Origin of the sequence: Nocardia sp. NPDC057227 (genome assembly GCF_042669725.1) — a bacterium.
Taxonomy (GTDB): Bacteria; Actinomycetota; Actinomycetes; order Mycobacteriales; family Mycobacteriaceae; genus Nocardia; species Nocardia asteroides_A.
Genome location: NZ_JBHUXA010000020.1, coordinates 1 through 12,326, shown reverse-complemented (window position 1 = coordinate 12,326; position 12,326 = coordinate 1). Strand labels below are relative to the sequence as shown.

Below are 12,326 nucleotides of genomic sequence, written 5' to 3'. Positions count from 1 at the left end.
TTTCCGGCTCAGCCGAGCCGATCCCGCAGCACGCCGGCCACCTCGGCCAGCGGCACCTGGCGCTGCTCCCCGTCGGCCAGGTTCTTCACCCCGATCGTGCCATCGGCGAGGTCGCGATCGCCGAGGACGAGCGCGAAGCGCGCGCCGGAGCGGTCGGCGGCCTTCATGGCGCTCTTCACGCCGCGCCCGCCGTAGGCGAGGTCGACCCGGATCCCGGCCCCGCGCAGCTCCCCGGCCAGCACCACGAGCCGCTGCTTGGCGGCGTCGCCGAGCGGCACCCCGTAGACGTCGCAGCGGGCCGGGTTCCCCGCTTCCCTCCCCTCCGCGCGCAGCGCCAGCACCGTGCGGTCGACGCCGAGGCCGAAGCCGATCCCGGACAGCTCCAACCCGCCGAGCTGCGCCATCAGCCCGTCGTAGCGGCCGCCGCCGCCGATACCGGACTGCGCGCCGAGGCCGTCGTGCACGAACTCGAAGGTGGTCTTGGTGTAGTAGTCCAGGCCGCGGACCATGCGCGGGTTCACCACGTACGGCACGCCGAGCGCGTCCAGGTGGCCGAGCACCTGCTCGAAGTGCGCCTTGGCCGATTCGGACAGGTGGTCGAGCATGAGCGGGGCGTTCGCGGTCAGCTCGCGGACCTCGGGGCGCTTGTCGTCCAGCACGCGCAGCGGGTTCAGCCGGGCGCGGCGCTTCGTCTCCTCGTCCAGCGGCAGCCGGAGCAGGAACTCCTGCAGCAGCTCGCGGTACTGCGGGCGGCAGGTGTCGTCGCCGAGCGAGGTGAGCTCCAGCCGGAAGCCGGTGAGGCCGAGGCCGCGGAACCCGGCGTCGGCGACGGCGATCACCTCGGCGTCCAGCGCCGGGTCGTCCACCCCGATCGCCTCCACCCCGACCTGCTGCAGCTGGCGGTACCGCCCGGCCTGCGGCTGCTCGTAGCGGAAGAAGGGGCCCGCGTAGCAGAGCTTGACCGGGAGCTGGCCGCGGTCGAGGCCGTGCTCGATCACCGCGCGCATGACGCCCGCGGTGCCCTCCGGGCGCAGCGTGACGCTGCGCTCGCCGCGGTCGGCGAAGGTGTACATCTCCTTGCTGACCACGTCGGTGGACTCGCCGACGCCGCGCGCGAAGAGCCCGGTGTCCTCGAAGATCGGCAGCTCCACGTGCCCGTATCCGGCCAGCCTTGCTGCCCCGACGAGCCCGTCGCGCACGGCGACGAACTCGGCCGAAGCGGGGGGCAGGTAGTCCGGGACTCCCTTGGGCGCGGAGAAGCTGCTGGTCTTGGTCACGGTCGTCCAGTTTCCTCCACCCGGTGCCGCCGAGTCCAACCGGTTCCGCACAGGCGGGTGCCGTCTCAGGAAGGGATGGCACACTCGTATGCCGGAAGTCACGGAAACGGGAGGATCTGCCAGTGCCGAGCAACGAACAGCGCCGGGCCGCGGCGAAGCGGAAGCTGGAACGCCAGCTGGCCAACCGGGCGGAGCGGGCGCGCAAGCGCAGGCGGCTGACGATCGCGGGGTCGGTACTCGGTGTCGTGATCGTCGCCGCGGCCGGGGTCGGCGTGTACTTCCTCACCAGGGGCGACGACAGCACCGCCGACCAGGCCGACGCCTCGCTCTCCAGCACCCCGGTCGCGGGCGAGCTGCCTGCCGCCAAGCCGAAGGCCGCGACCGTCGACTGCGCCTACCGCGACGGCGTCAAGCCCGCGGACAAGCCGGTGCAGAAGCCGAGCAAGACCACCGGCATCCCCACCACCGGCGCCGACGCCACGCTGAGCATCAGCATCGACACCAACCAGGGTCCGATCGGCGTCACCCTGGACAACGCGGCCTCGCCGTGCACCGTCAACAGCTTCGCCAGCCTGGCGAGCCAGGGCTTCTACGACGGCACCGACTGCCACCGCCTCACCGCGGGCGAGGGGTTGAAGGTGCTGCAGTGCGGCGACCCCACCGGCACCGGTAGCGGCGGCCCCGGGTACGAGTACGACAACGAGTACCCGACCGACCAGTACGACCAGATGGATCCCGCCGCAGGCGAAGCCGTGCCGTACCAGCGCGGCGTGCTCGCCATGGCCAACGCCGGGCCGGGGACGAACGGCAGCCAGTTCTTCCTGGTCTACGGCGATTCCCAGCTCCCGCCGCAGTACACGATCTTCGGGCAGGTCGATGACGCGAGCATGCCGACGCTGGACCGGATCGCCGCGATCGGCACGAACGACGCCGGTGGCCCCGGCGACGGCGCGCCGAACCAGCCCATCACGCTGAACACCGTCCAGATCGACTGAAACCGCCCGGTATCGGCTGTCGCTTTCGCGAAGATCGATGGCCGGGAACGCGCCGATGGCGCGCACATTCGTAGGCATATCCTGTAACCTCGAATGAGGAGCATTCTCGGTCGCGGGACCTGAAGGGAGTTCCGCCGGTAGCGATTTGCCTACCGAGTGGTCCCTCACAGGTCCCGCGACGTTCGTCTGGTGCACCACCACATCAGATAACTGCGGCATCGGGGAGCCAGCCATGGCCGAGGAACTGGACGATATCGGCAAAGAGACCGCCGCGGTGATGCGGACCATGTTGCAGATCGCGACGCTGGTCGCGCTCCGCACCAGGGAGCGCGGTCAGAAGGAAGCCGAAGCCCGCGTCAAGGTCACCGAGGCCAGGATGAAGGAGGCCAGGGAGCTCCAGGTCCGCGAGGCCAGGGAATCCAAGGCCAAGGATCCGCGCAATGTCGAGCTGAGCCGGTTGATGGACCGGGCGCCGGAGCCGGCCAAGGGGCTCTCGCTGGAGAAGGACCGGCTCTCCGCCGAGCGCGACTCCGTCGGCATGGCCGCGGCCGAGTCCGCCATCGCGGCGACGCCGACGATCCGCTACGACTCCGCCGAGCGGCGCAGCGCCATCGCGCAGCACCTCGAACGGCTCGGCGTGGCACCGGAACTCGCCGCGGTGCGGATGCTGGTCGAGATGGGCCACGGCGCCCCGCCGGAGGAGGCGGTGCGCACCCGCCCGGACGCACCCTCGGTGCAGCGCGGCGGGCGCGAGCAGGACCCGCGCGGCCTCCAGCGCACCCGCAACTGAATCCGGTTGCCGGGCGGCGCGCCGCCCGGCAACGGCATCAGATCCGGTACTCGCCCAGCGTGGGATCGGCGAAGACGCCCTGCTGCGGCGATTTCACCGGCAGCGGATTGAGCATGTCCTTGTGCCCGTTGCGCACACTGCAGTACTTGAACGGCCCGCGCGGGTCGAAGAGCTTCGCCATGTGCGGATCGGCGTGGTCGAGGAACCACACGCTCATCCCGGTCGCACCGTCCAGCCGGTAGTGCTCCCAGGCGCGCCACAGCGCGTCCAGCCGGGCCCACGCCTCGGCGTGCTTGAACCACTCCGGGCACCAGACGGTGTCACCCAGATCGGTCACCTGGCGCCGGTACACGACACTCAGGTAGTTCTCCACGAATTCGACCACGGTCGCGTGGACCATGGGCTGCTGCTGCTGCGGTTCCATCACAGCGGCCGCACCTCCTCGATCTGCCCCTGATCCTCACCGGCGATCTTCTTGTCGAACGACGGCGAACCGTAGAGGTCGGTGATCTCCGTCTTGCGCTGCGGATCGTGCCGCGAGATGGAGTTCTTCACTTCGGCAGCGTACTCGCTCTCCCACCACGGCACGGTTCGAACGAGTACCGGCGGCGCGCCGGAGGCGAAGACGATGATCCGGCCGCGCGGCAGCTGGGCCAGCGCCTGCACGCTGAACGTGGTGGACGAACCCAGCGAGCGGGAGAAGCTCTTGCCGCCACTGGATTCCGAGACCGACTGCGAGATGGCGTCGTGCGAGCCGATCGCCTCGGAGCGTTCGCGCAGGAAGTTGGTGTCGTCAACCCCGCTTCCGAGCACCTTGATGTTCGCCGCCGCCCAGAGTGCGTTCATCCCGGCCTCGCCCCAGCAGCGCACGCCCTGCGCCCAGGACTGCAGCACCGTCATGACGACGATGCCGCGCGAGCCGAAGTGGCTGTACTGCTTGGGCAGATCCTTCCAGCGCACCACGTTCGCGGCCTCGTCGAGCACCGCGAGCAGCGGGACCGGCAGCCTGCCGCCGCGCGACTTCGACGCCTTGCGCATGGCCACGTCGATCACCGCCTCGGTGAGCGCGCTCACCAGCGGCGACGCGGATCCGCGGCCCTCGAGCGAGAGGCTGTAGAGGGTGCCGTTGCCCTCCAGGAAGGCCAGCTCGTCGAATTCGCGCCGGTCGTCGCCGCGCGACACCCACGGGTGCACATTGGAGAGCTTGAGGCAGCGCACCATCTTCTTGGCGGTGCCGAAGATGCCGCTCTGCGTGCGCGGGTCGGCGTTGTACTGGGACGAAAGGCCGGAGGCGGTGAAGTGGTGCCTGGCCCGGCGCAGCAGCTCGATGGGCTCGGTGTCGAGCGGGTTGGTGACCCACTCCCAGATCTGGGTGATCGCCCGCGGGCCGTTCTCGTCACCGACCGCGGCGGCGAGGAAGAGCCCGGCGAGCAGATCCTCGGCCTCCGGGTCGAAGAAGGCGTCGCCCTTGGCGTCCTCGCCGTCGTCGCCGTCGGCGAAGTGCCCGGCCAGCCGGGCGGCGCGCATCTCGCAGCCCTCGTGCGCGGCGTCGATCCACTTCAGCGGATCCCAGAACCAGGTCGGCTCCTCCCCCGCCACGCCCTGCGGGTCGAAGACGAAGGTGCGGCTGCCCTTGGTCTCCCTGACATCGCGCGTCGCGTCGACGACATCGCGCTTGTTCGATGTCGCCAGCACCGGGCCGATGGCGGTGAGGATGGCCGGGATCACCCGGGAGGTGGACTTGCCCTGCCGTGGCCCCCAGATGTCCAGGTGCAGATCCTCGTACGAGCCGTAGAGCATGACGCCGTCGGCGACCCCGATGCCGATCGGCACGCCCGGGCTGTGGCCCGGCTCCAGCCGGGTGCCGAGCTGCTCGGCCTTGGCCCGCACGCCCGCCTCGGTGAGCGCGGCGATGGCGCCGCCGTTGCCCATCTTGTCGGCCTTGTCGTCCACTCCGAGCCGCCCGACCGCCGCCTTCTTCGCCCGGCGCTTGCGCAGCACGACGAAGGCGATCACCAGCGCGATCACCAGCAGGATCAGCACCGTCGTCGCCGGTGGCCAGCGGAGCGGGGGGTTCTTCGCCCCGACCAGCTGGAGCACGATGTCGATCGGGTTGATCGGCATCTCCTGATCATCGGGCGGCGACAGGAACCAGTTGCCCAGGTGCAGCGAGAGATACACCGTGCCGAAGACCACGAAGCCCGCGTAGACGGCGTACAGCCCGAGGTCGGGCCCGACGTCGGCCGGGTCCTGGACCACGTTCTTCTTAGCCATGCGCTCCTCCGGACTCTGTGATGAAACGGGGGTCAGCGGAAACCGTCGAGCCGCCAGCCGTCGGCGGTGCGCACCACGGTGGCGATCACGGTGGCCGGCGGCAGCTGCTCCTGCCTGCCGTTCCGGTACTCGACGGTCTGCTCGATTCCGATCTTGAACTGTTGCACGTTCGGGTCCGCCGCCGCGGGCGGCCGCTCCCCGGACGCGAAGGTGAAGGCCCGCACCGTCGCTCCGGCCGCGGCCCACTCCCCCCACTGCAGGGTCGGCTTCGGCGCATCGGCGGCGGGGGCATCCGCGGTGCGGATCAGGCTGGGGCCGAGGAGCTTCCGTGCCCGCGCGAGCGAATCGCCCGGCGCCTCGGCGGCCGGGTTCCAGGTGTAGATCTCGCGCAGCGCCGCGACCGCGACACCGTCCGGGGTGACCGGGTCCGGCGCCGGGACGGCCTCCAGCTGCCGGGTGGTCGAGGTCGCCCGGCTCGCCGCGCCGGGCGCGGACGAATCCGGTTCCCGGCCGCCGCAGGCCGCGAGCAGCACCGCGATGCCCGCCATCAGCACCACCACCAGCGTCGCGCGTGAATTCCCCTTGCCCATCAAGGGTAACGCGTCCGCGCACGTCGGCCGAGTATTCACAGCACCCTCCTCGCCCTGGCATCGCCCGGCACCGGCACCTCGGTGACGCCGCCGCCCTGACCGTTCGCCCCCGGTACCGCCTGCAGCATGCTGCCGTTCCCGGCGTACACCCCGACCTGCGCGGGGCCGCGCGAGCCGAAGCCGCTGAACACCAGGTCGCCGGGGGCGGCCTGGGCGAGCGGCACCTCCGAGCCTGCCTCCCACTGCTGTTCGGCGGTGCGCGGCAGCGTGACCGTGCCGGAGGAGGCCGCGAAGACCGCGGCCGCGGTGAGCCCGGGCCCGTCCAGCCCGCCGCTGCTCGGGCCCTGCGGCCCGCCGCCGCCCCAGACGTACGGGGTGCCGACCCACTCCCGCGCGGCGGCGAGCACCTGTGCGGTGCCGCCGCCCTCCTCCGGGGTGAAGCGGCCGTTCGAGCCCGGGTCCCGGTACTCCGGCTCCATCGTGAGGATATTGCGCACGTAGGGCGCGGTTTCCGAGAGGTGCGCGGCGTACTGGTTCGGCATGCCGCCGGAGGCGAGCACCGCGCCCTCGCCCGCGTTGTAGGCGGCCAGCGTGAGCGGGACGACGTCGCCGCGCACCCGGCCGTCCGCGATCCAGCCGTTGATCTTGCCCGCGATGGCGCACATGTAGCGGCCCTGGCCGATGATGGCGTCGCCGTCGTCCCACACGCTGGCGGTGCCGTTGCCGTCGGCGTCGATGACGTAGGGCTGGCCGTCGTCCGGGTTGGTCGAGGCGGCGGTGCCGGGCAGGAACTGCGCCAGCCCCTGCGCGCCCGCGGGCGAGGTCAGCCCGCGCCGGAAGCCGGACTCCTGCCTGGCCTGCGCGGCCAGCAGCGACGGGGTGATCTCCGGGCAGAGCGAGCCCGCCCTGCGGTACCAGATCTCCAGCTCGGCCGGGACCTTGCCGTCGGCCAGCGCGCCGCCCGCGCTGCCGAAGCCGCGGCTGCATCGCGGGTCGGCCGAGTAGGCCCGCGCGCCACCGACATCCGGGGTCGGCGCGCCGTCCAGCCACGGCATCGGGTCGATCTGCCTGCCCCCGGTGAAGCGGCCGCCCGGCACCACCTCGAAATGCAGGTGCGGGCCGCTGGACTCGCCGTTCGAGCCGACCTCGCCGATGGGCTGGCCGGCGCGCACGGTCTCGCCGACCGCGACCCCGACGCCGCTGTCCCACATGTGGCCGTAGACCGCGGAGTAGCCGCGGCCGTTGGTGTCCACCGAGTCGACGACGATCCAGTTGCCGAAGCCGGAGGCGGGGCCGGCGGCGACCACCCGGCCGTCGGCGACCGAGTAGATCGGGGTGCCGTCGGTGGCGGCGAAGTCGACGCCGCGGTGCGCGCCGCCGCGGGTGCCGAAGGTGTCGGAGACCGAGTAGGTGCCGGTGGCCAGCGGCAGCGTGCGACGCAGCGGGCCCGCGCCCGCGGCGAGCGAGGGGGTTCCGGTGGCGGACGGATTCGCCGCTGCGGCGGGAGCGTTCGCCGCGCCGGTGCCGTCCGGAGCGGCGGTGGCGCCCGCGCGCGGGTCGCCGGGGGCGTACCCGCCGAGTGGCGGGAGTACCGAGCCGGAGCCGAGCACGCTCGCGTCCGCGCACGGGTCCTCGGCGGCGGGTAGCACGATCACCAGGACGATCGTGATGAGCCCGATGACGCTGCCCAGTGCGAAGTAGAGGATGCTGCGCGCGTTCACCGAGGGCTCACGTGCGGCGCCGGGACTCGTTCAGGGTGTCGGCGAGGGTCCGGTTCATCTCGGCGGCGGCGGCGAGCTGCTGCTGCAGCAGCGCCACCTTGCGGCGCAGCGCCGCCGCGTCCATCCGCTCCAGGCTCGGCCCCTCGGCGGCCCGCACCCAGTTGCGCACCGAGTTGGTGTGCACGCCGATCTGATCGGCCACCACCCGGCACGCCTCCGACTCGCTGCTCAGCGTGCTCGCCAGCGCGAGCACCTGCTGCACCGCCGCCTGCCGCACCTCGGGTGAGACCCGGCGGTACGACCGGTGCGGCATCATCGGCCGCACCTCGCATCCACCGCGGTACTCACGCCGCGCTCCCGGAATCACCACGCCGGGTGGACTCGGTGAACTCGCTGAACCGCTGGTTGGTCTCGTGGATTCCGCTCTCCTTCTCGGACAGCGTGAACTCCATGTGGAACGGGATGCCCGGCCTGCGGTCCTCGCCGATCTTGAGCAGGAACTTGCCTGTCCCGGGCGGCGACGGCCGCTGCTGCCCCGGTTTGAGCGCCTCGCCGGTGAGCGCCTGCGGCGCCGACCAGCTGGTCACCATCTCCTGCTCGGCCGCGGTGAACGGCACCGTGCTGTCCAGCCGGTGGATCTCCTCGGCGGGCAGCGCGCCGAAGATCTTGGCGCGCGCGCGTTCCAGGAAGCCGAGCGCCTTGGCGATCGCCGCGTCGGAGCCGAGCGCCTGCAGGTCCTTGATGGTGTGGCTGATCATGATCAGCGCGGTCGCGATGCTGCGCTGCAACCTGGTCAGCTCGTCCACCCGGTCGACCATGAAGTCGCCGAGGCCGAGCACCTGCCACAGCTCGTCCATGACCACCTGGAAGTAGCGCTGCGGGCCGAGCCCGGCGTCGGCGAGCACGTGCGCCGCCTCGACCGAGGCGAAGCCGTCCGCCCAGCAGGCGAGCATGACCGCGGCCTTGAGCTTCTTGTCGCCGGTGGGGATGTGCGAGACGTCGATGGCCACCGCCACCGCGGAGGTGTCGATCGGCACCGAGGTCTGGCCGTTGAAGATCGCGCCGAACGGGCCCTGGGTGAGCGCGCGCAGCGAGCGCCGCAGGTTCTTGATGGCGACCTGGTACTCGGCCTCGTCGTCGGCGCCCGCGTCGAGCATGAGTTCCTCGCCGCCGTCCACGATCACCTCGAGCAGGTTCTCCATGATCGGCGGGCTGTCCGGGGTGTAGCCGCTGCCCGGGCGGTACAGGACGCGCAGCGCGGTGGAGATCAGCGTCTCCTCGTAGTCGCGCACCCTGGCCCCGCGGACCAGCTCGACCAGCCCGGCGATCAGCGTGACCTGCCTGGCGCGCAGATCCTGCAGCACCTGGAGCTGTAGCTCGGGCAGCTCGTCGAGCAGCGGCACGACCGAGCCGAGCACCCCTGCGGCCAGCGGGTTCAGCTGGCCGTGGCCGTAGCCGAGGTCGATCACCTGGCCGCCGACCATCTCCACCATCTTGCGGTAGTCCGGTTTGACGTCGGCCAGGATGAGCGGGGTGATGCCCTGGGCGATGCCGCCCAGCACGATCCGGCGCACCAGCGAGGACTTGCCGAAGCCGTTCAGCCCGAGCACGAACAGGCTCGGCGCGGTGATGAAGCTGCCGCGCAGGAACCAGTTCATCGGGTCGAAGCAGACCGGGGCGCCGGTGTGCAGGTGCGAGCCGAGCGGGGTGCCGATCAGCGGCGCGCCCGCGCCGACCGACCACGGCCAGAGCCCGGCCACCTGGGCGGTGGTGGCGCGGTACTCGACCGGGCGGCCGACCACGTTCATCCGGCCGCCGCCCGGGCCCGTGTAGCCGCGGTCGGTGAGCTGCGCGGTGGCGCGGTCGAAGCCGTCCTCGTGCGACTGCTCGGTGCGGGCGGCGGCGTTGCGGCGGCGGGCGTCGTCGGTGGTGATCCGGAACTGCGCCCAGACCGCGCGCAGGCCGTTCTGCTCGCGGGCGATCGCCTCCAGCTGGGTGCGGGTGGCGTCGTCCAGGACCGAGGGGCCCTGCTGCTTGCGCTTGTCGGCGCGGGCCTTGGCGCGGCGGGCGGCCGGGTCGGCGTTGCCCATGGCGCGGTCGGCGGTGTAGTCCGGCTTCTGGTCGCGGCGGTCGCGGTCGCGGCGCGGTTGCCGCTCCTTGCGCAGGTTCGCCGGGCGGGGGCGGCGCGGAGCGGGCGGCTCCGGCTGGCGGCGCGGGGCGACGTCGTCCGGGGAGCGCCTGGCCACCTCGCCCTCGGCCCGGCGCGGTGCGGAGCCGCGCCGCGCCTCGGCGGCGGCGCGCGCGGATTCCGCCGCGCGGCGGCCGCTCTCGATCGGATCCCGGCCGGACTCCGGCGCCCGCCGCTCGGCGGCGGGGCGGCGACCGGTATCACCGTCGATCGACGCGCGACGCGCCTCGGCGGACGGGCGGCCGGACTCCGGCACACGCCGTTCGGCGGGACGCCGCTCTGCGTCACCCTCGCCAGGCGCACGATGCCGTTCGACGGACGGGCGGCCGGACTCCGGCGCACGCCGCTCGGCGGCGGGCCGACGCTCGACGTCACCCTCGCGGCGTCCCTCCGCCGGTGGACGGCCCGATTCGGGTGCGCGCCTTGCCCGTTCGGGAGCCGCTCGGCGCTCGCCGTCGGCCGCCGGGCGGCGGCGTTCGGGTGCGCGGCGGGGTTCCGGCCTGCCGTCACCCTCCGGCAGCTCGGGATCGCGCTCCCGCGGCGGCGCGTCCGGCGCGCGACGCCCACGCGGGCGCCCCGCACTGTCCGGCGGCTCCAGGGTGGGCGGCACCGGCCTGCGCCGGGGCGGCTCGGTTAACGCCGGGTCCGGCCACTGTTCGTGGTCGGCGCGGTTCTCGCGCGAGTCGCGCCGCGAGCCGCGGCGCGCCGGAGCGCTCTCCCGGTCCCGGACCGGTGGTTCGTAGTCACGTGCCATGGATCGCTCACCCCGCCAATGCCTTCGGAATGGTCGCGTGCTCCGGCAGGATGACACCGCACCCGAGGGAGGCCGCGAAAGCCGCCGCCTGGTACCGGTAGCACCGCCGGATCTTCAACCGCGCCTGTGTGGACAGGTCGCGGGTAATCGCCTCGATGCGCGGCAGATCTCCGCGCATCGGTTCGGTGATGGTCACGAGCGCGCCGAACCGCGTAACGCCGTGACCACGTGCCTGTTCCTCTCGCGCCTGCTGGGTGGCGCCCACCCGCAGGGTTGCCGCGGCCGACACGACGCCGCGTTCGCTCTGCTGCGCCACCAGCGCGTTCTTGAAGTCGTCGTCGACGATCTCGGCGGCGTCCGCGGCCGAGTGCGGCCGGTACACGATGGCGATCCGCTTGCGCGGCACCTCCGGGTTCGGCGCAAGCAGGCGCTGCAGCACCCGCTCGTCGACGGCGCCCTCGGGGGCGGCGTCCATCTCCCAGGTGACCGAGCGCCCGCCGTCGTGCAGCAGGTGGTCCCACTTCTCGTCGTGCGAGACCGGCCCGGCGTCGGCCCAGTCCAGGCCGTGCCCGCCGGGCTCGCCCGCGGCGACCTCGAGGTCGGCCTGCGCGGCCGGGTCGTAGCTGCGCCGGATGAAGGCGATGACCTCCTCGGCCGCCATCGGCTGCGCGCGCACCCCCGCCTCGGCGAGCGCGGCGCAGATGCCGGGCAGCCTGCGCCCGATCTCCACCGCCTCCTCGGCCGGGTTCTTGCGCCGCTCGGCGGTGGTGGCCTTGAAGGTGATCGCGACCCGGGGCAGCAGCTGCACCCGCTCCTGCGGCAGCTCGGTGGCGAGCTCGTACATCACCTGCTGCGCCAAGTCCGGCGCGTCCGGGCGGGTGATGGTGGAGACCTCGGTGAGCAGCCGGTTGCCGGTCTCCGGCACGGTGTCGATCACCGGGACGACGGCGATGATGTCGCTGGTCTGGCCGACCGAGGCGAGGAAGGTGCCCCAGGCCGAGACCCAGCGGTCGATGACCGGCTGGTCCACCGCCTCGTGCCCCTGCGGCCAGGCCCGCAGCACCACCGTGTACTGCGCGAACTGCGGCAGGTGGATCATGCCGAAGCTGTAGCCGCCCGCGTCGATGCCCTCGTAGAGCTTGGAGGGCGCGAGCAGCCCGGGCAGCCGGGTGACGCCGCCGGGGATCCGGGAGAACCGGCCGCCGCGGTAGACGTGCTCGCCGCGATTGCGCGACCGCATCCAGTTGAACATCATAATTCCCGTCTCGTACCCGGAGCGTCCCCCGGACCGCCACACCAGCGGAACCATCACGACGACACCGACGCCGCCGACGATCACCCCCCATTGGAAGCCGCCGACCATCGCGCAGATCAGCGCGGTGATCACGACGACGAAACCGATGACGGTCTCCTCCCAGCGCAGGCCGAACAGGCCTGCACTGCGGGGCTTCTGCCAGAGGCCGTAGGACCGGCGCTCGTAGGTGTCGGTGCTCGTCATCGCGGAATGGTGCTCCTCCCGAGATCGGGCGACCGGTTGGCCCAGCGGTCACCCGCCATGTCGCCCATGGCCTGATCTGCCCGGTTCAACCCCGAGGTGGCGGCGCGCGCGGACGCGACCCGGCCTGCCACCCGGGACGCCCCGGACGCTACCCCGCCTGCTCCCGCTGGCCCGGAGGCGCGCGCGGCCGGCGGGGCCGCGGCAGCGCCGGCGCCGCCGCCACCACCGCGCGGCGGGGT

10 protein-coding genes and 1 pseudogene are annotated in these 12,326 nt (G+C 72.7%); 2 read left to right on the top strand and 9 right to left on the bottom strand.

The window, feature by feature from the left end; all coding sequences use genetic code 11:
• Positions 1–8: 8 nt before the first annotated feature.
• Entirely contained in the window at positions 9–1,277 is a 1,269-nt protein-coding gene (hisS, locus tag ACFUJ1_RS24640; RefSeq protein WP_378649217.1) for a histidine--tRNA ligase, read from the bottom strand.
• 122 nt (positions 1,278–1,399) lie between these two features.
• On the opposite strand from hisS, the gene ACFUJ1_RS24635 reads away from it, so the two are divergent.
• Together ACFUJ1_RS24635 and ACFUJ1_RS24630 are read left to right on the top strand one after the other, a co-directional pair.
• The gene (locus ACFUJ1_RS24635; RefSeq protein WP_378649216.1) at positions 1,400–2,272 is read left to right on the top strand and encodes a peptidylprolyl isomerase; all 873 of its coding nucleotides are present in this window, start codon (positions 1,400–1,402) and stop codon (positions 2,270–2,272) included.
• A gap of 232 nt (positions 2,273–2,504) precedes the next feature.
• Entirely contained in the window at positions 2,505–3,062 is a 558-nt protein-coding gene (locus tag ACFUJ1_RS24630; RefSeq protein ID WP_378649215.1) for a hypothetical protein, read from the top strand.
• 37 nt (positions 3,063–3,099) lie between these two features.
• Here ACFUJ1_RS24630 and ACFUJ1_RS24625 read toward each other — a convergent pair whose 3' ends face one another.
• The 8 genes and pseudogenes from ACFUJ1_RS24625 to ACFUJ1_RS24590 form a co-directional block, all read right to left on the bottom strand.
• Positions 3,100–3,486 (bottom strand): DUF4913 domain-containing protein, encoded by a 387-nt coding sequence (locus ACFUJ1_RS24625; RefSeq protein WP_067656873.1) that lies wholly within the window; start codon positions 3,484–3,486, stop codon positions 3,100–3,102.
• On the bottom strand, positions 3,486–5,336 hold the full coding sequence (locus tag ACFUJ1_RS24620; RefSeq protein WP_378649214.1) for a type IV secretory system conjugative DNA transfer family protein: 1,851 nt from the start codon (positions 5,334–5,336) through the stop codon (positions 3,486–3,488). Before ACFUJ1_RS24620 ends, ACFUJ1_RS24625 begins: the two co-directional genes overlap by 1 nt.
• A 32-nt stretch (positions 5,337–5,368) precedes the next feature.
• A complete protein-coding gene (locus ACFUJ1_RS24615) occupies positions 5,369–5,965 on the bottom strand; it encodes a hypothetical protein (protein ID WP_378649213.1) in 597 nt (198 codons plus the stop codon).
• Positions 5,962–7,647 carry a peptidoglycan DD-metalloendopeptidase family protein gene (locus ACFUJ1_RS24610; RefSeq protein WP_378649212.1) on the bottom strand — a complete coding sequence of 562 codons (1,686 nt, stop codon included), beginning with the start codon at positions 7,645–7,647 and terminating at the stop codon, positions 5,962–5,964. Before ACFUJ1_RS24610 ends, ACFUJ1_RS24615 begins: the two co-directional genes overlap by 4 nt.
• 7 nt (positions 7,648–7,654) lie before the next feature.
• Positions 7,655–7,963, bottom strand: coding sequence for a transposase (locus ACFUJ1_RS24605; protein ID WP_233019326.1), 309 nt, complete (start codon positions 7,961–7,963; stop codon positions 7,655–7,657).
• A 28-nt stretch (positions 7,964–7,991) separates the two neighbouring features.
• Positions 7,992–9,737, bottom strand: a complete 1,746-nt coding sequence (locus tag ACFUJ1_RS24600; protein WP_378649377.1) for a hypothetical protein — start codon at positions 9,735–9,737, stop codon at positions 7,992–7,994.
• 859 nt (positions 9,738–10,596) lie between these two features.
• Positions 10,597–12,087: an SCO6880 family protein gene (locus tag ACFUJ1_RS24595; RefSeq protein WP_233019328.1), complete on the bottom strand. Its 1,491-nt coding sequence runs from the start codon at positions 12,085–12,087 to the stop codon at positions 10,597–10,599.
• Positions 12,084–12,326: pseudogene (locus ACFUJ1_RS24590) on the bottom strand (hypothetical protein); the annotation flags it as partial. The gene ACFUJ1_RS24595 and the pseudogene ACFUJ1_RS24590, both read right to left, overlap by 4 nt.

Bases quoted from the DNA above. Each gene is read 5' to 3' on its own strand.
- ACFUJ1_RS24595 (WP_233019328.1), bottom strand. From the start codon at position 12,087: ATGACGAGCACCGACACCTACGAGCGCCGGTCCTACGGCCTCTGGCAG.
- ACFUJ1_RS24625 (WP_067656873.1), bottom strand. From the start codon at position 3,486: ATGGAACCGCAGCAGCAGCAGCCCATGGTCCACGCGACCGTGGTCGAA.
- ACFUJ1_RS24620 (WP_378649214.1), bottom strand. From the start codon at position 5,336: ATGGCTAAGAAGAACGTGGTCCAGGACCCGGCCGACGTCGGGCCCGAC.
- ACFUJ1_RS24605 (WP_233019326.1), bottom strand. From the start codon at position 7,963: ATGATGCCGCACCGGTCGTACCGCCGGGTCTCACCCGAGGTGCGGCAG.
- ACFUJ1_RS24600 (WP_378649377.1), bottom strand. From the start codon at position 9,737: ATGGGCAACGCCGACCCGGCCGCCCGCCGCGCCAAGGCCCGCGCCGAC.
- ACFUJ1_RS24630 (WP_378649215.1), top strand. From the start codon at position 2,505: ATGGCCGAGGAACTGGACGATATCGGCAAAGAGACCGCCGCGGTGATG.